We start from the raw sequence: 23,019 nt of genomic DNA on the forward strand, positions 1-23,019 counted from the left end.
TCAGTAGTAGTTAAAGCAGCATAAGCAAAACATAATATTTATCATACTTAAAACAAGTAGATTAAAATACTTTTGAACAAAATTAAACCCAGTATATGAAAGGCGTATTATTAGTAAATCTTGGTTCACCAGAAAGTCCGACACCAAAGGATGTAAAACCGTATTTAGACGAATTTTTAATGGACAAATACGTCATTGACGTACCGTTTTTATTAAGAGCTTTATTAGTTCGTGGAATTATTTTGCAGGCAAGACCTAAAAAATCTGCTGCAGCGTACGCCAAAATTTGGTGGGACGAAGGTTCGCCATTAATTGTTCTCTCGGAACGTATGCATAAAAAAGTACAACCATTAGTTGAAGTTCCTGTAGTTTTGGCTATGCGTTACGGTACAATGAGTATCGAAAAGGGATTGCAAGAATTGCACGATAAAGGAGTGGACGAAGTAATGCTTTTTCCATTGTATCCGCAATATGCAATGGCATCAACGTTAACTATTTTAGTAAAAGCGGAGGAAATTCGTAAGAAGAAATTCCCCAACATGAAATTTACTGATGTACCAGCGTTTTATAACAAACCTGATTACATTAAAAATTTGGCCGATTCTATTAAAACCGGCTTAGTCGGTTTTGATTACGATCATTTACTGTTTTCGTACCACGGAATTCCGGAGCGTCATATTCGCAAAACAGATGTGACTAAATCGCATTGTAAAATTGACGGATCTTGTTGCAATACGCCTTCAGCGGCCCACGAATTTTGTTACCGCCATCAATGCTATGAGACAACAAAACAAGTGGTGAAATTATTAGGTATTCCAGAGGGAAAATACAGCCAAACTTTTCAATCGCGTTTAGCGGGAGACAAATGGTTGACGCCATACACGGATGTCGAAGTTAACAAAATGCCAGAAAAAGGAATTAAAAATCTAGCGGTGGTAACGCCTGCTTTCGTGGCAGACTGTTTAGAAACGTTAGAAGAAATTGCTATGGAAGCCAGCCATGAATTTAAAGTACATGGTGGTAAAGAATTTTTAGCCATTCCTTGTTTAAATGATAGTGATGATTGGTGCGCAACCGTAAGTAACTGGATAAACGACTGGGCAAAACAATAGCATATGGCAGTAACCTCCGAAGAATTAGGCACACAGACCATAAAAAAATTGCTACTCAAGCAAGCCGTTCCAGCCTCGGTTGGAATCTTGTTTATGTCACTTAATATTTTAATTGACACTATTTTTGTAGGGCAATGGATTGGTTCTTTGGCAATTGCGGCGGTTACTGTGGTTATGCCAATTTCATTTTTAGTATCTTCTCTAGGAATGGCTATTGGAGTAGGTGGAAGCTCGGTGCTCTCGAGAGCTTTGGGTGCTAAAGACCAAGATAAGGCACTGTTTACTTTCGGAAATCAAATTATGATGACGCTGCTGTTGTCGTCTTTTTTCGTTGCAGTAGGATTGTTTTTTGAAGAGGAAATGCTGCGTCTCTTTGGAGCAGAAGGAACTATTATGGCGCCTGCCAAAGAATTTTTTGTTCCTATTTTAATATCAGCACCATTTTTAGCACTGTGCATGATGGGCAACAGCGTAATTCGTGCTGAAGGGAAAGCTAAATTTGCCATGTTTGCCATGATCGTTCCTGCATTTGCCAACATTATATTTGATATTATTTTTATAAAATACCTCAATTTGGGAATGGCTGGAGCAGCTTATGCAACAGCGATTTCTTATTTTCTTTGTTTCTTATTTGTACTTTGGTTTTTTGTCTACAAAAGCGAGTTGCGACTACAATTGAAACATTTTGGTTTTAGAATTCCAATTGTTTCCGAAATTACCAAACTTAGTTTTGTAACCTTTGCGAGACAAGGTGTGGTGAGTATTTTGGCGATTATTTTAAATCATATTTTGTATAAACATGGTGGCGAACACTCCATTGCGGTATACGGAATTATAAGTCGAATGTTAATGTTTGCCTTATTTCCTGTTTTAGGAATTACTCAAGGATTTATACCCATCGCAGGATATAATTACGGTGCAGGCAATCACCATCGAGTAAAAGAAACCATTCAAGTTTCTATAAAATATGCAGCTATTTTTGCTACTGTAATTTTTGTTTTTATTCTAACTTTTGCCGAATCCATCGTTGCAATTTTTACTACTGATCCTATAGTGATTGCCGAGACCCCAAATGCGTTGCGTTGGGTTTTTGCGGCATCACCCATTATTGCAGTACAGCTTATCGGAGCGGCTTATTTTCAGGCAGCTGGTTTGGCCAAACAAGCTTTATTTTTGACATTAAGCAAGCAAGGGTTTTTCCTAATTCCTTTAGTGCTGATACTTCCTTATTTTTTTGGTATTTTTGGGGTGTGGATATCATTTCCTATAGCCGACGTTCTATCAACCATAATCACGGCTTATTTTTTAAGAAGAGCAACCAATATCGAATTCAAAAAAGATCCTGATGGAATATTATAATTACCTAAAATCATTGCACCTTATTTTTGTTATCACCTGGTTTGCAGGATTATTTTATATTGTTCGATTGTTCGTATATCAAATTGAAGCGAACGATAAACCCTCTCCAGAAAAAGAAATTTTGCAAGCGCAATACAAAATAATGACCTACCGTTTGTGGTATATTATTACGTGGCCAAGTGCAGTTTTGGCAAGTGTGTTCGCTTTTTGGATGTTGTTTTTTACCGATTTAGGTCAATCATGGCTCAAAATGCCTTGGATGCATGTTAAACTTTTTTTTGTGTTGTTATTATTTTTATATCATGGAAAATGCCATCAAATATTCAAACAACTGCAACGCGATGAGGTTAAATATTCCAACAATTTTATGCGTTTATGGAATGAAGGTGCTACGCTAATACTATTCGCAGTAGTTTTTCTAGTGATTTTAAAAAGTGCTGTAAACTGGATTTTTGGTGTAGTGGGAATATTTTCATTTTCAATACTAATCATGTTGGGTTTCAAGTTTTACAAACGAATTAGAGAGAAAAAAAGTAAGTAGTATAAGGACTGTTGCTAATTTTCTTCGTTTCTGCTACTCCTTAATTGCTATTTACTAGTCACCAAATTATGCTAAAAAACTTCAAATTATCGATGCTTTCTTTACGGGTCAGGATTTTCCTTTCTATGATAGTATTGATTATTGTAGCTTCGGTTTTATTAGCTTCTATCTCCATTATTCAGTTTAAAAATGAAGCCAAAGAATACCATCAAGAACGGTTGGAACGCAAGGAAAATGCTGTTAAAGAGCATATAAACTACGTTTTAGCAACTACCACTTATCCTTTAAAGACTACCAATTTAGATTTGATTTTCAAGGATAAAATTCACGAATTAGCCCAAATTCATAACATCGAAATTAATATTTACAGTCTAGAAGGAAAATTACTAAAGTCATCTAAAGAATCTTTTTCGGTGGATGCAGTGGCGCGACCAATTCCTGATTATATTTTAAAACTCGTTCGTTCGTCTATCGAAAAACGTTTTGTAGACATCAAGACTTTTGATGGTGTTAAAAATCGATCGTCTTATAGTTTAATTAAAGACGCAAAGTTTAAACCGCTTGGTATTTTGAACTTACCATATATTGAGGATGACGGCTATTACGATAACGAACTCAATACTTTTTTGATCCGTTTGGGACAAGTGTATTCGTTTATGATGCTGGTCGCTTTTGCATTAGCTTATTTTTTATCCACTTACATTACAAAATCTTTAAAAACGATATCGGATAAATTAAGTGAAACTAACCTGAATCAAAAAAACGAAATAATTGTACTAGAAGCCAGCAGTAAAGAAATCAATTTCTTGATCAAATCGTACAACAGCATGGTCGAAAAATTAGAAAAAAGTGCCATAAAATTAGCGCAGAGCGAAAGAGAAGGAGCGTGGCGCGAAATGGCGAAACAGGTGGCGCACGAAATTAAAAATCCACTGACGCCGCTGCGTTTAACGGTACAAAGTTTCCAGCGCAAATTCGATCCAAACGATGCGGAAGTGCGACAAAAAATGAATGACTACTCGGAAACCCTTATTCAACAAATTGATACAATGACAGCAGTGGCTTCGGCATTTTCTAACTTTGCATCAATGCCAGCACAGCAAAATGAAACGTTGAATGTAGTTGAAGTAGTCGAGCTCTCTTTGGATATTTTTAATGAAGAATTTTTAGTTTTTGAAAGTGAAGAAGAAGAGATTATCTCAAAAATGGATCGTACGCAACTCATTCGAATCATTACGAACTTAGTAAAAAATGCGACGCAAGCCATTCCAGACGAGCAGGAAGATAAATCGATTTTGGTTACGGTAAAACGAAAGTTAGATTCGGTTGAAATTGCAGTTAAAGATAATGGAATCGGTATTGAGCTCAACGATATTGACCGTGTTTTTGAACCAAAATTTACCACAAAAACGAGCGGAATGGGCTTGGGACTTGGAATTATTCGGAATATTATCGAAAATTATAAAGGAACAATTACCTTTGAAACAACGTATGGAGAAGGAACTACTTTTATAGTGACTTTACCGATTACAAACACTTAAAATATTGGTTATGAATTACGAAAATCTTTTAATTACAGTTGAAAATAGAATAGGTACAATTACAATCAATAGACCTACAAAACTCAATGCTTTAAATAAAACAACCATCTTAGATTTGCATCATGCAATTAAAGATCTAGGAAAAAATAAGGAGGTTCGTGTAATTATTTTAACAGGCAGTGGTGAAAAAGCATTTGTGGCGGGTGCCGATATTTCGGAGTTTTCAAATTATACGATTGCAGAAGGAACTAATTTAGCAGCAGAAGGACAAAGCAAATTGTTTGATTACATTGAAAATCTAAAAAAGCCGGTTATCGCAGCAATTAATGGTTTTGCTTTAGGTGGCGGTTTAGAGTTGGCCATGGCATGTCATTTTAGAATAGCTTCGGATAATGCCAAGATGGGATTACCCGAGACTTCTCTAGGATTAATTCCGGGCTACGGAGGAACGCAACGTTTGCCTCAATTAGTAGGTAAAGGTCGTGCGATGGAAATGATTATGACTGCGGGAATGATAACGGCAGAAGAAGCTTTGTCTTATGGCTTAGTGAATCGCGTCGTGCCTCAAGTAGAACTATTGTCAGTTTGTGCTGATATTGCTCAAAAGATCATTAAAAATGCTCCTATCGCGATCGCAAAAGCAATTAAGTCAGTTAATGCTAATTATGAAGATGGTAAAAATGGATTTGAGGTAGAAATTAAATCGTTTGGAAAATGTTTTGGAACAGTTGATTTTACCGAAGGTACCACTGCTTTTTTAGAAAAAAGAAAAGCGGAATTTACTGGGAAATAATTTGTTCTAGATAAACATGGTACTATAAAAAAAGACGGGCTTTTGAATATTCAAAAGCCCGTCTTTTTTGTTTAATTTTTAAACTAAAAACCATAGTTGACTCCCAAGCCAAACACTTCTCTTGTTTGAAAACCTTGAAAAGCATTGTCATCATAAATAGCTTGAAATTGCACATTTGTTGATAAATATTTGTTGATTTTTAATACGACATTCAAAGAATAGTCAATATCAACGTTCTGAGGATCTTCTAAATAATTAGAATATAAATTCAATGTGTTTTCAAAGCTAACATTGGTCATTAAGTTGAACTTGTAGTAAGCCGACGCATAAAAACCAAGTTCGTAACGCATACTTTTATTGGCGTCTACTCCAAAATAATCGCCATCGACATAGCCAGGAGTTGAGGTAAACGTATTATCTACAAATGTAAATTTAGAGGTTAATGGAGCAAAATTTATTCGTAAGTTTTCGTTTTTTTTCCAGTACATACCAGGACCTAAAGTTAAATAACCTGGTGATAAAAAGCTTGTGGTATGATTTCTAATCTCTGCTCCGTTCGCATCTTTACCGTATTGGTAGCCTTTGGTAAATTGCGTTCTAAAATTAAGAAAAAAGGAGTAATACCAGTTTTCGAAAGCTTGCTTTCCTAGAATAGAATTAAATTCGAGACGATCGTCTGTCTTTTTATTAAAACTGGAGTTTTCCGATTGTAGTAACCCATAGGATGCCAAGACTTTATTGTCCCAACTTACATCATTCTTTTTGTAGTTGAAATCATAGTTGATACCCAAATTTCCAGATAAGTTGTTTTCACCTCCAGCAGTCCAATTATTAAAGTTAGATTGATTGAACAGAAATGAAATATTTCCTTTTTTGATCCAACCATTCGGAATAGTATCGGCTAATTTCTTTGCTGCTTGTTCCGTGTTTTTAATTAATTCTTTCTCGGAGTTTTGCGCTTGTACAACAGTTGCGCTTGCTATTAGGGAAAGTACATAAAGGAACTTTTTCATAATGAACAAATTTAAATGTTAATGACCTGTATTTGTAGGACAAAGATACTAAAAAGTGATAAAGTAACAGTAAAGCTAAGCGTTTACTAGATTGTTTATTTCTTGCTTTCTTTATAAAGAGGTACTGCAGAGCAGGCTTCGCCGTACATGATGCTTTTTGCAAAAGGCTGCAAATAGTTCGCTGCTAGCACATAGGCACGCATGGGAACGGGCATTCGGGAGCATCCTTTAATGATCATTGATTTGCCTTTATAAGTACTGTAGTCTATTTTTGAAAGTAGTTCTTCGTACAAACTACCTTCTAGATCTTCAAGAGATCCATTGATGATTTTTTTTGCAAAAGGCACCAACTGTATCGTAACTAAAATCGCAGCCCAAGCCGGAATAATAGCATCGGTACTGCATTCAATTGCGACATAATGGCCTTGATAGCGTGACCAATCATGGTTTTTCAAGTCTTCTCTAAAATCTTTTTCTTTTAATAATAGGCCTTCAATCAGCCATTGCGAAATGTCAATTGTAGTCCTAATTCCTTTTGGATAGTAATCTTCTAAATCAAAAACTTCAAGAGAACTATTGGCAACTTTATTTATTATTTCGTCCATTTCTTAAAAAAATTATGGTTTAAAAAAACAGTCCTTTACTATTCAATAAAAATTGAATAGTAAAGGACTGTATAGCAAGGGCTCTTATCTAAAGCATTCCTAATTCTAATTTTGCTTCTTCGCTCATTAAATCTTTACTCCATGGCGGATCAAAGGTAATTTCGACATCAGCATCTTTTACATTTTCAATTTTCTTCACTTTCTCTTCTACTTCTCTTGGTAAGCTTTCTGCTACTGGGCAGTTTGGAGAGGTTAACGTCATTAAAATTTTTACTTCGTAATCGGTGTTAACCATGACGTCGTAAATTAATCCTAATTCGTAAATGTCAACAGGTATTTCTGGATCGTAAATCGTTTTTAATGTTTTTACAATTAATTCGCCTAATTCGTTAGTGTCTATTTCTGGTTCCATTTTCTTTAATTTTATTTGTTTGTTACCCTATAAATTTAGTTGAGACTAAACGGATGGGATTAAATCTTTAATTTTTGTTCTTTGAATCAAAAGCCAAAGCGTACATTTTAATGTTTTTAATCATAGAGACTAAGCCATTTGCACGAGTAGCCGATAAATGCTCTTTTAAGCCAATATCGTCGATAAATTTAAGATCGGCATTGACAATGTCAATCGCTTTCTGATTATTGAAAGCACGTATTAAAATGGCAATAATTCCTTTAGTTAAAATTGCGTCACTATCTGCTGTAAAAACCACTTTGTCGTCGTCTTGCTCGCCTTGCAGCCAAACCTTCGACTGACATCCTTTAATTAAGTTGACATCTGTTTTATATTCTTCTTTAATCATAGGAAGTGTTTTTCCTAATTCAATAATGTATTCGTAGCGTTGCATCCAATCTTCAAACATCGAAAATTCGTCTACAATTTCTTCTTGTATTTCTTTAATTGTCATTGTGTTGAATTTTATTCTTTCTAGTTTTTATTTAAAGCAACTAGTAAGTTTACTAATTTTTCTATTTCGGCTGGCGGAAAACCATGATCAAAAGCGGGAGTTTCATACGTTTTTCCCTCTTTTGTTATTTTTAAATTCGCAATTGCAGCCCCGTCGTAAAAACGTTTTTCGGTGGGCGCTTTTACATTGGCAATTGCTGGAACATTTATTTTTTCAAATTCACTAGCAATTGCTTTCCAGTCTTTATCGCTAATTTCGAGAACTAAAGGTTGTTCGGCTCTCGCGTTTAAAATTACTGCTGACTTATTTTCGACGCTAATGTTTTGGTACAAACCTCTAGAAACAGCCGAATATTCGATAGTTACATCTTTTAGTATGTCAGTTTTATGACTCGCACAGCCCAATTGCATCAAAAAGGTCAAAAATAATAAAGGTATAATTTTCATACTAGTGTTTTTTTAGCTTAACATCATTTGAGCTTTCTTGACCGCTTCTACCATCAAATCTATTTCTTCTTTGGTATTGTAAAATGAAAAAGAAGCACGTATGGTTCCCGGAATATTATAATAGTTCATGATTGGTTGTGTACAATGATGTCCAGTTCGTACGGCAATGCCCAGTTTGTCAATTATTGAACCAACATCGTACGGATGAATTCCTTCGATATTAAAGGAAATTACAGCGGTTTTTTGATCTGAAGTTCCGTAAATTTTCAGTCCTTCAATTTCTAATAAACGTTTGGTTCCGTAAGCTAAAAGTTCACTCTCTTGTTGCTGTATATTTTCAAAGCCTATTTTATTTAAATAATCAATAGCAGTTCCTAAAACAATTCCGCCTGCAATATTGGGTGTTCCTGCTTCAAATTTATGAGGCAATTCCGCATAAGTTGTTTTCTCGAAAGTAACTTCTTTGATCATTTCGCCACCACCTTGATACGGAGGTAATTTATTCAGCCAAGCTTCTTTCCCGTATAAAATACCAGTTCCAGTTGGCGCACACATTTTATGTCCAGAAAAAACATAAAAGTCACAATCTAAATCCTGAACATCGGGTATTAAATGCGGTACCGCTTGCGCACCATCTACTAGAACAGCTGCACCAACGGCATGTGCTTTACGGATCATTTCCTTTACAGGATTAATGGTCCCTAATGCATTTGAAATATGATTGAAGGTTACAATTTTTGTTTTGTCTGAAAGTAAGTTTTCATATTCGCTTTGAATCAATTCTCCTTTATCATTCATTGGAATAACCTTTAGAATTGCCCCTGTTTTTTCGCAAAGCAACTGCCAAGGCACAATATTACTGTGGTGTTCTAGGGCAGAAACTAAAATCTCATCACCCGATTTTAAAATCGAAGCAAATCCGCTGGAAACTAAATTGATTCCAAACGTAGTGCCCGAAGTAAACAACACTTCATGCAAATGTTCGGCGTTTATATGTTCTTTTACCGTAGCACGCGAAATTTCGTAAGCATCGGTTGCCAATTGACTCAATGTGTGAACTCCACGATGAATATTGGCATTTATTTCTTGATAATATTTTGAAATCGCGTCGATCACTACTTGCGGTTTTTGCGAGGTAGCACCGTTGTCGAAATATACTAAAGGTTTTCCGTTCACTTTTTCGTTCAAAATCGGAAAATCGGCTCTTATTTGTTGAATGTCTAGCATAGCTTATTTAGAAAAATTCTAATTACAAAAGTACAAAAAGTAAATTGTTTTCGACTTCATTTCAAGGTATAGATTAACGCCTTTTTATTTATAACGTAATAGTTTTTTTGCTTTTTACGGTTTTGTAGCTTCGAGGGCAGTTGAATATTGTTTTTCAAGGAGTTTGCTCGTCGATAAGTTTTTATATATTCGTTAAAACGAATCAAACCACATGAAGAAAATTTTTAAAATTCTAGTAGTAGCAGTGCTTGGGATATTAGCGTATTTCGTGATAGCAACGTATCCCAAACTCGATTTAATTTCGGGATTTTCAGCAAAGAGTATTGCCTCAGGACATTTTATTGATAAACGTACTATTGAAACAATTGAGAAGGGCGACAATGATATTCCGCTTTTAAATTTAGCCACGAATACAGTTGATGAATCTGAACAATCAGCGTCGTCTTCTGTTTATGGATTGAAGAAAAGAAAAGCGATTTATCGCGAAGGATTAGGAGCAACATTAATCAATGCTGATTTTGATGTTCATAAACCCTATTTGATTCCTAAGAGAAACAAATCAACTTCAACTTTACCTTTTCCATACGGAAATTCAGAACCGAAAGACACGATTTTTCAGGAAGTCGATTATAGAAAATTAAAAAGTGCAGTAAATTCTACTTTCGATGCATCAGATACTAAAGAGAAACGGACCAGAGCTGTTGTGGTTTTGTATAAAAACAAGTTGATAGCAGAGCAATACAGTACCGGATTTACTAAAAATAGCTCGATTTTAGGTTGGTCGATGACGAAAAGTATTACAAGTTCCGCTTTTGGAGTTTTGGTTAAACAAGGAAAATTTGATATTCATAAACCGGCGCCCATCAGTGAATGGCAAGATGATGATCGAAAATCTATTACCACTAACAATTTGTTGCAAATGAATTCGGGTTTAGAATGGGAAGAAAACTATAGTAGTATTTGTGATGCGACCAAAATGCTCTTTTTAGCGGAAGATATGGGTGCAGTGCAACTTGAAAAAGCGCCAAAATTTAAGCCGAATACACAGTGGAACTACTCGTCTGGAACGACCAATTTGTTGTCAAAAATTTTAAGAGGTCAATTTAGAACCCATCAAGAATATTTAGATTTTTGGTACAGTGCTGTTATCGATAAAATAGGAATGAATTCTATGCTGGTTGAAACAGATATGGTCGGAAATTTTGTTGGATCATCCTACGGATGGGCGACAGCGAGAGATTGGTCTAAGTTTGGTTTGTTGTATTTGAATAAAGGAAATTGGAACGGAGAACAAATTTTGGATGAAAGCTGGATAAATTATACCAAAAAGCCAACAGCAACATCAAACGGTGGTTATGGTGCACAATTTTGGTTAAATGCTGGAGGAAAATTCCCAGACGTTCCTCGTGACATGTATTATTGCAGTGGTTTTCAAGGACAAATGGTAGCTATTATTCCATCCTTAGAGATGGTAATTGTTCGAATGGGACTGAAAGAAAATCCAGATTTTGATTTTAATGGTTTTCTGAAAAAAGTAATCGAGAGTGTGAAGCAGTCAAAAGCTATGGTAGAATAGAGTTTTGCAATTCGTTTGATAGGAAGTCTAAAGCCTTCATAATAAAAGGTAAGTGCTATTTTTAGGATAGTGTTAGAGCTAACGCTAATTTTCATAACTTCGGCTTATCTTAGAGAAATAACTCACAAATCATATTGGATTAAGGTGTTGCGATTTAGGAAAGATCATCTTGTAAAGAAAACTCAGAACAGAAAAAGAAATTATCTAAATCACAACAAATGAAAAAAAACATCTTAACGGTGAGCATCGCAGCCGTCCTTCTTGCCTGTAATAGTGGAGTCAAAAAAGAAAATACCGCGAACGATAGTACGGACAGTATACAATATAAAGACACTATAATAATTGCAGATGCTAACGCAAATATGCCAGAATTTGATATAAACAGCATCAAAGAATCTACAGTTGAGCTTGGAGTTTTTCCTTATTTAAATGCGCCCCAAAGCTATACGTATAACTACGATAAAAAGATAAGTACCAATGATATAAGAGATTTTGACAGAGAATATTTTGCTGTGCATGGAAGATTAATTCCTGTTGAAGGGAAAAGTTTTAAAGTACGTTTGGAGAAAGACAGAAGTGACGGCAAGAGGTTTAATAGTTTAATTGTCGATAAAAGTTACGAAGAAGCAATTTTAGCTTTAGGAGGAGTTAAAGTTAATGATGTCAGTATACCAGATTCTGAAATTGTCAGAATTGGTGATAAAGAATTAATCGATAAGAAGTACGGGCACTCTTTGGATTATAATCTTTTGGACGATGTTAAAACGTACGTGATTAAAACAAAAGACAAAGAAATTTGGATTCAGTATTATTTACTAAACGACGAAAGCGGAGGAATAACCATATTAGAAAAAGGTAGGTTAAATACACTTGCAATAACAAAAATTACGGCTAGTCAAATGAAAAGTGATATTGAAAAGAATGGTAAGGCTATTTTGAATATTAATTTTGATACCGACAAAGCTTCTCTTAAGCCAGACGGACAAGAAGTAGTTAAAGAAATTACGGAGCTACTACAATCCAATCCTACACTTAAATTATCGATAGAAGGTCATACCGATAATTCAGGGGATGCCAAGAAAAACAAACTATTGTCATTAGATCGCGCTACTAATGTTTTAAATGTCTTAGTAGCTAGTGGTGTCAGTAAAGAAAATTTAAGAGCAGTTGGTTTTGGTGCAGAAAAACCTTTAGTCGCAAACGACACCGAAGAAAATAGAGCAAAAAATAGACGAGTAGAGTTAGTGAAGTTTTAAAGAGAAGCTTTTATGGATTAGATTTTATTTTGAAGAGCATTAAAAAAATAAAGAGCGCAAAGTTTATTTTAAACTTTGCGCTCTTTGCGTAAATACTACTGCATATTGCGAGTCAGTATGCTATAAATCGAAACCTAATTTCACTCCTAATTTAGTAGCAATAATTTTAGTAATTCGTTGTTTTAATTCTGGTATTTTAATGCTTTCGATAACAGCATTAGAGAATGCGTACATCAACAATGCTTTGGCTTCTTTTTTAGGAATACCACGCGATTGCATGTAAAACATAGCCGTTTCGTCTAATTGACCAATTGTACATCCGTGTGAGCATTTTACATCATCAGCAAAAATCTCCAATTGTGGTTTAGCGTTAATTGTAGCTTTGTCACTCAACAAAATATTATTACTTTTCTGGAATGCGTTGGTTTTTTGTGCTTCTTTATTAACAAATATTTTTCCGTTAAAAACACCAGTAGATCGATCAGAGAAAATCCCTTTGTAATCTTGAAAACTTTCGCAATTGGGTTGCGAGTGATTCACCAAAGTGTAATGGTCAACGTGTTGCTTTTCTCCAATAATAGTAATTCCGTTCATTGTACTTGTCAAACGCTCACCAAAATGATAAAAATTCAAGTTGTTACGAGTCAGGTTTCCTCCAAAAGAGAAGGTGTGCACATAAACATGACTTTCTTGTTGTTGTGAAACGAAAGTATTGTCTATTAAATTTGCATTTTCATTGTCATTCTGAATCTTATAATAATCGACAATAGCTCTTTTTTGCGCAAAAATCTCAGTAACCGAATTGGTTAAAACTGGATTTTCATTCAGACTTTGGTGGCGCTCAATAATTTGTACATGAGAGTTTTCTCCAACAATTACCAAGTTACGGGGCTGAACCATTAATGCAGCTTCATTTCCAGTAGAGAAATACATAATCTCAATAGGTTTGTCAACCACTTTTGATTTTGGAATATTGATGTAAGCTCCTTCACAAGCAAATGCCGTATTCAAAGACGTTAAACTATCGTCTTTGTTTGCAACTTGATTGAAATAGGCATCAATAATCATTTTGTATTTTGGTTTGGTCAATGCTGATGACATCAAACAAACATCAATTCCTTCGTGTGTTGTTGAAGATAGATGCGAACTAAAAACGCCATCGATAAAAACCACTTTATACGTGTCTATTTCATGAATGAAATACTTTTTAACGTGATTAAATTCAACCGCACTTTCTTGCTTTGGAAAAACCGTAAAGTCATTTTTTAAAATAGCATTTAGTGAGGTATATTTCCAGGCTTCGTCTTTTTTAGATGGGAATCCTTGGTCTTCAAACGTTTTTATCGCCTGAGTTCTGATGTCGTGTAGTTCTGTGTGAACATCAACACGCTCTTCAAAAGCCATAAAAGACGATACTAATTTTTCTTTTAAATCCATTTTAATTTAGGCTTAAAGCCGAAAGTAAAGAGTAAATAACTCCTATTTTTCAACTATGCTGTTATTATCAATCTTTAAGTGAAAAAGTAGAATAATTTACCATTTCACTTAAAGACGTTTGATTATTTTTTAAGCTTCTTGTTCTTGTTTGATCCAATCGTATCCTTTTTCTTCTAACTCGTGAGCTAGTTCTTTTCCGCCCGATTTTACGATTTTTCCATTGTATAATACGTGAACGAAATCAGGAACGATATAATCTAATAAACGCTGGTAGTGTGTAATTACAATGATTGCATTTTTGTCACTTTTAAGTTTGTTAACACCGTTAGCAACAATTCGCAAGGCATCAATATCCAAACCAGAGTCAGTTTCATCAAGAATAGCCAATTTTGGCTCTAACATTGCCATTTGAAAAATCTCATTACGTTTTTTTTCTCCACCCGAAAAACCTTCGTTTAAAGAACGAGATAAAAACTTACGATCAATTTCTAATAATTCTGATTTCTCACGAATGACTTTCAACATTTTATTGGCTGGCATTTCTTCTAAACCATTCGCTTTGCGCGTCTCGTTTATAGCTGTTTTCATAAAGTTAGTTACACTTACTCCAGGAATTTCAACAGGATATTGAAACGACAAGAAAACCCCTTTGTGTGCTCTTTCTTCTGGAGCAAGATCGGCAAGATCTTCTCCGTCTAAAAAAACGTCTCCTTGCGTCACCTCAAAGTTTTCATTTCCAGCAATTACTGCTGCAAGTGTACTTTTTCCAGAACCATTTGGTCCCATGATAGCATGAACTTCTCCCGCTTTAACTTCTATATTGATTCCTTTCAGGATTTCTTTATCGCCAATTGAGGCGTGAAGGTTTTTTATACTTAACATGTTTATTGTTTGTTTAAAATTTAAAAGCATCAAATTTCAATTAGTGGTGAAACCTGCCGCGTTTAAATCTTTCTTGTTTTAAATATGATATTTATTTAATCTCTTGAATTCTAACTTCTTTATCCTACTGAACCTTCCAATGAAATTTCTAATAATTTTTGAGCTTCGACAGCAAATTCCATTGGTAACTTGTTCAATACATCTTTACCAAAACCATTGACAATTAGCGCAATCGCTTTTTCTGTAGGAATACCACGTTGGTTGCAATAAAAAACTTGATCTTCTCCAATTTTACTTGTCGTTGCTTCGTGTTCTATTTTTGCAGTTGGGTTTTTACTTTCGATGTATGGAAACGTGTGTGCGCCACAATTGTTACCCATTAATAAAGAGTCACATTGTGAAAAGTTACGAGCATTTTCGGCTCTTGGACTAATTTGAACCAATCCACGGTAACTGTTTTGTGATTTTCCAGCAGAAATACCTTTTGAAATTATGGTCGACTTGGTATTTTTACCCAAGTGAATCATTTTAGTTCCAGTATCGGCTTGTTGGTAATTGTTGGTAACAGCAATTGAATAAAATTCTCCTACTGAATTGTCTCCTTTTAAGATACATGAAGGATATTTCCACGTTACTGCAGAACCTGTCTCTACTTGTGTCCAAGAAATTTTAGCGCTGGTTTCGCACAAACCTCTTTTGGTTACAAAATTATAAACACCACCTTTTCCTTCTTTGTTTCCTGGAAACCAGTTTTGAACGGTAGAGTATTTAATTTCTGCATTATCCATAGCGATTAGCTCTACTACGGCAGCATGCAATTGATTCTCGTCACGACTTGGTGCAGTACAACCTTCTAGGTAGGACACATACGAACCTTCATCGGCGATAAGCAACGTTCTTTCAAACTGACCAGTTCCTGCTTGATTGATACGGAAATAGGTCGACAATTCCATTGGGCAACGAACGCCTTTCGGAATGTAACAGAAACTTCCATCAGAGAAAACAGCCGAGTTTAATGCAGCGTAAAAATTGTCTTTTCTCGGGACAACTGTTCCTAAATACTTACGCACTAGTTCAGGATGTTCCTTAATAGCTTCAGAAATAGGACAAAATATAATTCCTTTTTCGGCCAACGTTTTCTTAAATGTAGTGGCAACAGAAACAGAGTCAACTACGATATCCATAGCGACATTATTCATCATTTTTTGCTCATCTACAGAAATTCCTAACTTTTTGTACATTTCTAAAAGTTCAGGATCCACGTCGTCCAATGTTTTGTTTGGATCTATTGCTTTTGGAGCAGAGTAGTAGGAAATGGCTTGAAAATCTGGTTTTTCATAATGAACATTCGCCCATTCTGGTTCTACCATTAGTTCCCAAGCACGAAAAGCTTCAATACGCCAATCGGTCATCCAACTTGGTTCTTCTTTTTTTAAAGAAATGGCACGAACAATATCTTCGTTAAGACCAATAGGAAACGTGTCTGATTCTATATCAGTATAAAACCCGTATTCGTATTCTTTGGTTTCGAGTTCGACTTTTAAATCGTCTTCAGTGTATTTGCTCATTGTTTTAATTTAAAGATTGAAAAATTTAAAATAATCTCTTAAAAAATTCTAATCATTTATTGAATTCGAGGTTTAGAATTGAAATTCTATCAAGGAATTTTGAAATTAATTTACTGACTTAGCTATTCAATAAATCCTTCAAAATGTAACTCTTTTAAATTGTTTTAGAGAGAAAAACTTTCTCCGCATCCGCAAGTTCTGCTTGCATTAGGATTGTTAAAAACAAATCCTTTTCCATTAATTCCGCCAGAATATTCTAAAATAGTTCCAGCAAGATATAAGAAAGATTTTTTTTCGACAGCAATTGTTATGTCGTTGTCTACAAATATTTTATCGTCGTCTGCTTTGTTGTGGTCAAATTTTAAATCATAAGACAAACCGGAGCATCCGCCACTTTTCACACCAACTCTTACGTAGTCTTGTGAGGCATCAAAACCATCATCTTGCATCAGATCAACGATTTTCTTTTTGGCTGTATCAGAAACCTTTATCATTGTTGTATTGATTTTGTCTAAATTAACGACAAAGATACTATATAAAAATCTTTTACCATAACGGTTCACATTATTATAACAAATGTTAAAATAGAGAAATGTTATTGTAGAAATAGATCTTCAGGTTGTAGTTGTATTTCAAATATTTTAAAGATTTGGAGAAAGAAATGGAATTAACCTCTTGTCTTTATTTACAGAATCGTTACTTATTTTTTAGTTGAATCTCAATAAATCTAAATTTACTTTTATTCTAATATCGATTCATCATTTGTTTTTTAAGAGGGAACTATTTAAAATAATTCCGATTCAAATTTCATGAAATGCAACAGAGGTGGGATTTTTTATTATTTGTAATGAAGTTCGTTTATGGAAAGGTTAACTTTGTGTACAATCTTCAAAATAAATTCAAATGAAATTATATCCAATAGAAGCAGGTAATTTTAAGTTAGATGGTGGAGCAATGTTTGGCGTAGTTCCAAAAACCTTATGGAGCAAAACCAATCCTGCCGATTCTAATAATTTAATTGATATTGCTGCGAGATGTTTGTTGATTGAAGATGGTGAAAAACTAATTTTGATTGATACCGGAATGGGCAGTAAACAATCGGATAAGTTTTTTGGTTATTATTCGCTTTGGGGCAAGCACTCTTTGGATGCGTCATTGTCAAAATATGGTTTTCACCGTGATGATATAACCGATGTGTTTATGACTCACTTGCATTTTGATCATTGTGGCGGAAGTGTACAATGGAACGCTGCACGTACAGGCTACGAACCGGCTTTTAAAAATGCGAAATTTTGGAGTAACGAACAACATTGGAGCTGGGCTACCCAACCCAATCCTCGAGAGAAAGCTTCTTTTTTACCTGAAAATATTTTACCCATGCAAGAAAGTGGTCAATTAAATTTTATTAAGAGGCCCGTTAGTGACTTCTTGCCACAGTCGGAGCTCGGTTTTGGAATTTTCTTTGCTGATGGCCATACCGAAAAGCAAATGATTCCGCACATTCAATACAATGATAAAACGATCGTGTTCTGTGCTGACTTACTAGCAACGGCAGGACATATTCCTTTGCCTTATGTTATGGGGTACGATACGCGACCATTGTTGACATTAGATGAGAAAGAACATTTTTTAAATGCTGCAGCCAGTAATAATTATTATTTGTTTTTAGAACACGACGCGCACAACGAAATAATAACAGTAGAACAAACAGAGAAAGGTGTTCGCTTGAAAGAAGTATTTACGTGCGACGAAGTTTTTTAAGAAGACATTTCTAGTATTTAAAACCCCATTTTCAGATAGTTGAAAATGGGGTTTTTGGTTTTGAGCCCTTTGCATGCTGAATGGGATGCTGAATTTAAGTTACTTGCATTTGTTAAATTTTAACATTTAGTTAACCAGAGATCATATCGTACTGAAAACATGATGGTCATAGTTTTTTTTTTACTTAAAAACCAAATAACGTGCGCTTTGCATGGGTTAGTGCTTGTTTTTCCAAATTATTTTAATACGTTTGCACCTCATTTTATTAAACCTAAACCTATGAAAAAAATCTTTATTTTAACATTTTTTATTTCTTTTCTGAGCGCACAAGGGCAGAAAGTAGATCTTGATCACTTTTATTTTAAGGTCAATTATCAAGTGCTTCCAAAAGAGCCAGTTCCTTTTGATAAACGAACTTTTTCTTCGCGCGTAAAGCTTGGTGGAACTTTACAAACGTATGTAAATAGAGAAGATCTAAACGAAAAAATAAATATTGCAGGTTGGAAAAAAGTCGATGAAAATGGGACCGTTGATATTGAACTTAATTTAGAAGATTTTGTCGAAAAAGGAGCAAGCGCACAAACTAGGGTAGAAGAAACTAAGGATAAAGAAGGCAGAGTTACTAGTAGAAAAGAATATTATTATGTTCTTGCAAAATATGCTACGAGAGGTTATGCTAAAGTAAAAGGTCCAATAACTCCAATAGCACTGACAGAGAAAGAAATTGAAGCGGAAAAAGCAAAGCAAGCAGCGGTATCAACAAATAGGTTTTTGAAAAATGCAGTGGTAAAAAAAGATACGCTACCATCTAATGAAGGATTTTATATCGCTTTTAATGGTGATGTCGAATACAAGTCTAAGGAATATCAGGATGCTACTACTCCAATGAAGGATTTTTATTTAAATAGAAATGCAATACGTGATAAAACACTTAGAAGTTTTGCAGATAACTCTTTAAATCAGTTTCAAAATACTATAAACTATACGTATGGATATAAACCAAAGTCAGACAGCGAGATTCTTTGGATCTTAGATGCAAAAAGTGACGAAGGTGATGCGCAAATAGAGGCGATAAAAGCAGTTCGAAATTTATTTGAAACCATGAAAGCAGATGAACCGATAGATGATTTAAAAGCGAACATGCAACCTTTAATTGAATATTTTGATTCGTTAAAAGTTAAATATAACGGAGATAATAAACCATCGCGCAAAATGAGATACTCTGCTTATTTTAATTTAGCAGTGATCTACTTGATGTTGGATGAGCCAGATAAATCTATCGTTGAAGCAGAAAATTTAATTAAAAACGATTACGACAAATCAGACGGGAAAGCAATTATTATAAAGGCGAATGATTTAATTAAAAGCTTCAAGCGAGCACAAACAAATACTACACATAATAAACCATTTAATTAATTAACACATGAGAAAAATTACCAAAATACTTTTACTGTTACTGCTTACAAGTCTTAATCACGTTGTTTTTGCACAGAGTGAGGTTGACGAAACAAGATTAAATTTAAGAGGTCCAATACCTCCAATTGATACCCAATACGGAAAATATAAAACATACGAGATAATCTTAGACCTGTCTCCAGGTTTAGAAAGTAGTATGAATTTTAGAAAAATACCTTTCTCAATAGACAAATTTTATTCTAAGTTTAATATTTCGGGACTTAAAAAAGTAACTGAAGGGGAGTTTAAGGTAAAGTATAATCTGACGCGTTATGAGTCAGTACACGATGAAGATTACGTTCAAACCTATTTTCAAAAAGCTCCTGCTTTTTACATTGGCTTAGAGTCTAATTTAGAAATATTAGACAAAACAGGAAAGTTGATCTATAAAAGATACACCACTCCTAAAGTAAATATGTACGTGGTCAATCCGACGGATACGTACGAAGCTTTGGCGTATAAAATTTTAACAGATAACTTTTATTCAATGATTGAAGAGTTTGAAGGATTCTATTTATATGGGCCAAAAATTACTGGACTGCGTTATTTTGACATTGAAAAGAAGAAAAAATCAAAGTCTAGTTTCAATGCAGAAGAATACAATCAATCGGTTCAAGTTTTGCCAACGTTAGTAGATGTAGATAGAGAGGATTGGCCAACTCTTTTTGGAGAAGCTCAAAAATACTGGGAAGAATTTTTAACTTTTGAAGATAAAAGTGATGAAGATTTAGCTAAGAAAGTAAGATTTAGTTCTAACTACAATTTAGCGGCGACCTATATTCTTACAGGTCAAGTAGATCAAGCTTCGAAGTATTTTGAGGGAGTAAAAGAAAACGAGAAAAGCTTTTTAGGTATAAGAACTAACTATCCTTTTTTGAAGCAAGTGGTTACCGATATTGATAATTATAAAAAAGTTACAGAAAAAGCATCTACTATAGAAGCTATTCAAGAAGAACCCGTTTTAGCATCTTATAAAAAAGCGCCTACTGCATTTAGATGGGCAGAATTTGAAGGAGAAGTGTTAGATCAAGATGGTAAAGTGTTCAAAGGTAAAGTTAGAATTTTTAGTGATTATCCTGAAATGATAGATTACAGAACTGTAGAAACAGTATCAGGTTTAAGATCGATGATGGATGGAATTGGTTCAGAGAAAAGTGGCGTTAGAATCTTTATTGAAGGACAGAAAAAACCGGAAAGAACGAACTTGAAAAGAGTAGTTAATATGAAAGACAATGAAGGTAGAATTTACATTGTTGGTAAAACAGGTAAAGGAATTGGTCTTACGAATGGCGTGAGTTCAAAAAGATATTCATTGTTTGAAGAAATTAAGAACGGATCTAAGATTTCCTTGTTTCACGAATTTTTTCCTCAAGATGATTACGTATTGAAGAAACATACTGAAGATAATTTTTTCAGTCCATCAGTGCTAATTGGAAGAAAAAATGATTTGAGAGAATATTTTGCAGACTGTCCTAAAATGATCGAAAATATCAATAAAGGAAATTACGATTTCGAAAACAAAGAAACCTACGTAAAATTGTTTGATGATTATTCAAAACTTTGTGGTAACTAGAATTTTTATTTTTATTAGATTTATAAAAGAGCCGTCACCGCAAGTGGCGGCTCTTTCATATGAACCAATTTCTATTTAAATGTCTGTGTTGCAAACTGCAATTAATCACTATAGTTGTAGTGGCTAAGCAAAAAGCTTTTTTGTCATTGTCGATCTTTAGTGCACCGTAATGAAAGCTTCTTCGGTTCGTAGTGTTACAGTTAAACAACAATTAAAAAATCATAACAGCCTGTTAACTGTTAGTTTTTTGTAACAAAAAATCATAAATTCGTCTAATATTCCAAAATGTTTTAAAATTCTATTTATGTATACTATTAAACCCATTGTTGTATCTGCTTTTGCGATGTTAGTCTTAGCAGGTTGTGGTGCCGGAAAACAGGCGTCAAAAACAAACACACCAATTGCTGAAACAGCTCCAGTAGTACTGGTAAAAAAAGCACCCATTGCAGATAATGATTTAAAGCGATGGAGTCATTTAGATTTGATAAAAGATACCATTCCTGGTATGAGCGTTGATAAAGCGTACGCAGAAGTATTAAAAGATAAAAAAGGAGTCAAGGTAATCGTGGGTATTGTAGATTCGGGGGTAGATATTGAGCACGAAGATCTAAAAGATATGATTTGGATCAACGTAAACGAGATTCCAAATAACGGGATCGATGACGATAATAATGGGTACATCGATGACATGTACGGATGGAACTTTTTAGGTGATGCTGTGGATGAGAATCTAGAAATGACCCGCATTGTTAAAAAAGGGGATGACGGTTCTCAACAATATAAAGATGCCTTGGCTGCGTATAACGCAAAATATGAGAAAACGCTGGAAGACAAACAGCAGGTTGATTTCTTATTAGAAGTACATAAAACAATAAAAGACGCTTTGAAGAAAAAGGTCTATACATTGGAAGATTTAAATACGATTACTTCTGCAGACCCTAAAGTGATGCAAAGTAAAGCGATAATGACTCAGATTTTAACGAATTCAGGACCAACATTCAATCCAGAATCGGAATTAGAAGATTACCGCGAATCAGTTTATAATCAGTTGAACTTTAATCTGAACAAAAATTTTGACGGAAGAAAAATTGTTGGTGATAATCCCGAAGACATTACTGATACCAAATACGGTAATAATATCGTTTTTGGACCAGACAAAGAAAAAGCGTTGCACGGAACGCACGTTGCGGGAATCATTGCGCAAGTACGCAACAATAATTTAGGTGGCGATGGTGTCGCGAATCATGTTGAAATTTTAACAGTTCGTGCTGTGCCAGACGGGGATGAGTATGATAAAGACATTGCGTTAGCTATTCGTTATGCTGTTGACAACGGAGCCAAAGTAATTAACGGAAGTTTTGGAAAAGGATTTTCTCCGCACAAGCAATGGGTGTATGATGCTATAAAATATGCAGCGAAAAAAGACGTATTAATTGTTCATGCCGCTGGAAACGACGGAAATAACATTGATCTTACGGAGAACATTAATTATCCTAATGATGCAGAAGACAACATTAAGGAATTTTCAGATAATGTATTGACAATCGGCGCAATAAACAAAGTATATGGCGAATCGGTAATTGCACCGTTCTCTAATTACGGGACGTTAAATGTAGATGTATATGCCCCAGGACAAGAAATTTATGCAACGGTACCAAACAACAAATACAAGTATTTGCAAGGAACTTCAATGGCATCTCCAAATGCTGCGGGAGTTGCAACTTTAATTCGTTCGTATTATCCAAGTTTAACGGCTTCGCAAGTAAAACACATTTTAATGGATTCTGGAATTTTGCTTCCAGCAATGGTTAAAATTGGTGAAGATTCAAATGCTGAAGCGCAATCGGTTAATATGACATCAAAATCACGTAAAATGGTTAATGCTTACAATGCGTTAATCATGGCAGAAAAAATGTCAAAAAACTAAATTTTATTTATTTTAAATCCGACGGAAGGACGAAAATCCTTC

Annotated in this window: 21 protein-coding genes; 11 read left to right on the top strand and 10 right to left on the bottom strand. The window is 34.7% G+C overall.

Annotated features, from left to right (window positions below; genetic code table 11):
- Positions 1 to 95 precede the first annotated feature (95 nt).
- From hemH to AP058_RS14270, 5 genes are all read left to right on the top strand, one after another.
- On the top strand, positions 96 to 1,112 hold the full coding sequence (gene hemH, locus AP058_RS14250) for a ferrochelatase (RefSeq protein ID WP_066312314.1): 1,017 nt from the start codon (positions 96 to 98) through the stop codon (positions 1,110 to 1,112).
- Positions 1,113 to 1,115: 3 nt separating this feature from the next.
- Positions 1,116 to 2,471 carry an MATE family efflux transporter gene (locus AP058_RS14255; protein ID WP_066312318.1) on the top strand — a complete coding sequence of 452 codons (1,356 nt, stop codon included), beginning with the start codon at positions 1,116 to 1,118 and terminating at the stop codon, positions 2,469 to 2,471.
- Complete coding sequence (locus AP058_RS14260) at positions 2,458 to 3,012, top strand: CopD family protein (RefSeq protein ID WP_066312320.1); 555 nt, start codon at positions 2,458 to 2,460, stop codon at positions 3,010 to 3,012. The genes AP058_RS14255 and AP058_RS14260 overlap by 14 nt, the downstream gene beginning before the upstream one ends.
- 125 nt (positions 3,013 to 3,137) lie before the next feature.
- Positions 3,138 to 4,553 carry an ATP-binding protein gene (locus tag AP058_RS14265; protein WP_082706668.1) on the top strand — a complete coding sequence of 472 codons (1,416 nt, stop codon included), beginning with the start codon at positions 3,138 to 3,140 and terminating at the stop codon, positions 4,551 to 4,553.
- 10 nt (positions 4,554 to 4,563) lie between these two features.
- Entirely contained in the window at positions 4,564 to 5,346 is a 783-nt protein-coding gene (locus AP058_RS14270; RefSeq protein WP_066312324.1) for an enoyl-CoA hydratase/isomerase family protein, read from the top strand.
- 83 nt (positions 5,347 to 5,429) lie between these two features.
- Here AP058_RS14270 and AP058_RS14275 read toward each other — a convergent pair whose 3' ends face one another.
- The 6 genes from AP058_RS14275 to AP058_RS14300 all read right to left on the bottom strand — a co-directional run bounded on the left by AP058_RS14275 (position 5,430) and on the right by AP058_RS14300 (position 9,542).
- Positions 5,430 to 6,359, bottom strand: coding sequence for a DUF3078 domain-containing protein (locus AP058_RS14275; RefSeq protein ID WP_066312325.1), 930 nt, complete (start codon positions 6,357 to 6,359; stop codon positions 5,430 to 5,432).
- A gap of 95 nt (positions 6,360 to 6,454) precedes the next feature.
- Positions 6,455 to 6,964 carry a DUF2480 family protein gene (locus tag AP058_RS14280; RefSeq protein ID WP_066312327.1) on the bottom strand — a complete coding sequence of 170 codons (510 nt, stop codon included), beginning with the start codon at positions 6,962 to 6,964 and terminating at the stop codon, positions 6,455 to 6,457.
- Positions 6,965 to 7,052: 88 nt separating this feature from the next.
- The gene (locus AP058_RS14285; protein WP_066312329.1) at positions 7,053 to 7,376 is read right to left on the bottom strand and encodes an SUF system Fe-S cluster assembly protein; all 324 of its coding nucleotides are present in this window, start codon (positions 7,374 to 7,376) and stop codon (positions 7,053 to 7,055) included.
- Positions 7,377 to 7,443: 67 nt separating this feature from the next.
- Positions 7,444 to 7,869: a SufE family protein gene (locus tag AP058_RS14290; protein ID WP_066312331.1), complete on the bottom strand. Its 426-nt coding sequence runs from the start codon at positions 7,867 to 7,869 to the stop codon at positions 7,444 to 7,446.
- Between the two features lie 20 nt (positions 7,870 to 7,889).
- Positions 7,890 to 8,315 (bottom strand): hypothetical protein, encoded by a 426-nt coding sequence (locus tag AP058_RS14295; RefSeq protein WP_066312333.1) that lies wholly within the window; start codon positions 8,313 to 8,315, stop codon positions 7,890 to 7,892.
- Positions 8,316 to 8,327: 12 nt separating this feature from the next.
- On the bottom strand, positions 8,328 to 9,542 hold the full coding sequence (locus tag AP058_RS14300; protein WP_066312336.1) for an aminotransferase class V-fold PLP-dependent enzyme: 1,215 nt from the start codon (positions 9,540 to 9,542) through the stop codon (positions 8,328 to 8,330).
- Positions 9,543 to 9,753: 211 nt separating this feature from the next.
- Here AP058_RS14300 and AP058_RS14305 point away from each other — a divergent pair, with 211 nt between their 5' ends.
- Both AP058_RS14305 and AP058_RS14310 read left to right on the top strand, forming a co-directional pair.
- Complete coding sequence (locus AP058_RS14305) at positions 9,754 to 11,118, top strand: serine hydrolase (protein ID WP_066312338.1); 1,365 nt, start codon at positions 9,754 to 9,756, stop codon at positions 11,116 to 11,118.
- Between the two features lie 218 nt (positions 11,119 to 11,336).
- Complete coding sequence (locus AP058_RS14310; protein WP_066312340.1) at positions 11,337 to 12,374, top strand: OmpA family protein; 1,038 nt, start codon at positions 11,337 to 11,339, stop codon at positions 12,372 to 12,374.
- Between the two features lie 120 nt (positions 12,375 to 12,494).
- On the opposite strand, the gene sufD is transcribed toward AP058_RS14310, so the two are convergent.
- The 4 genes from sufD to AP058_RS14330 form a co-directional block, all read right to left on the bottom strand.
- Complete coding sequence (gene sufD, locus AP058_RS14315; protein WP_066312343.1) at positions 12,495 to 13,811, bottom strand: Fe-S cluster assembly protein SufD; 1,317 nt, start codon at positions 13,809 to 13,811, stop codon at positions 12,495 to 12,497.
- 129 nt (positions 13,812 to 13,940) lie between these two features.
- On the bottom strand, positions 13,941 to 14,693 hold the full coding sequence (gene sufC, locus AP058_RS14320; protein WP_066312345.1) for a Fe-S cluster assembly ATPase SufC: 753 nt from the start codon (positions 14,691 to 14,693) through the stop codon (positions 13,941 to 13,943).
- Between the two features lie 119 nt (positions 14,694 to 14,812).
- Positions 14,813 to 16,261 (bottom strand): Fe-S cluster assembly protein SufB, encoded by a 1,449-nt coding sequence (sufB, locus tag AP058_RS14325; protein WP_066312348.1) that lies wholly within the window; start codon positions 16,259 to 16,261, stop codon positions 14,813 to 14,815.
- 164 nt (positions 16,262 to 16,425) lie between these two features.
- Positions 16,426 to 16,755: an iron-sulfur cluster assembly accessory protein gene (locus tag AP058_RS14330; protein WP_066312351.1), complete on the bottom strand. Its 330-nt coding sequence runs from the start codon at positions 16,753 to 16,755 to the stop codon at positions 16,426 to 16,428.
- Positions 16,756 to 17,164: 409 nt separating this feature from the next.
- Between AP058_RS14330 and AP058_RS14335 the strand changes: the two genes are divergently transcribed.
- The 4 genes from AP058_RS14335 (at position 17,165) to AP058_RS14350 (ending at position 22,977) form a co-directional block, all read left to right on the top strand.
- Positions 17,165 to 18,022, top strand: coding sequence for an MBL fold metallo-hydrolase (locus AP058_RS14335; protein WP_066312354.1), 858 nt, complete (start codon positions 17,165 to 17,167; stop codon positions 18,020 to 18,022).
- A 279-nt stretch (positions 18,023 to 18,301) separates the two neighbouring features.
- Complete coding sequence (locus tag AP058_RS14340; protein ID WP_066312361.1) at positions 18,302 to 19,438, top strand: hypothetical protein; 1,137 nt, start codon at positions 18,302 to 18,304, stop codon at positions 19,436 to 19,438.
- A 7-nt stretch (positions 19,439 to 19,445) separates the two neighbouring features.
- Positions 19,446 to 21,050: a hypothetical protein gene (locus tag AP058_RS14345; protein WP_066312364.1), complete on the top strand. Its 1,605-nt coding sequence runs from the start codon at positions 19,446 to 19,448 to the stop codon at positions 21,048 to 21,050.
- Between the two features lie 304 nt (positions 21,051 to 21,354).
- Positions 21,355 to 22,977, top strand: coding sequence for a S8 family peptidase (locus AP058_RS14350; protein ID WP_066312367.1), 1,623 nt, complete (start codon positions 21,355 to 21,357; stop codon positions 22,975 to 22,977).
- Positions 22,978 to 23,019: the final 42 nt, after the last annotated feature.

This window comes from Flavobacterium sp. TAB 87, from assembly GCF_001529295.1.
Taxonomy (GTDB): domain Bacteria; phylum Bacteroidota; class Bacteroidia; order Flavobacteriales; family Flavobacteriaceae; genus Flavobacterium.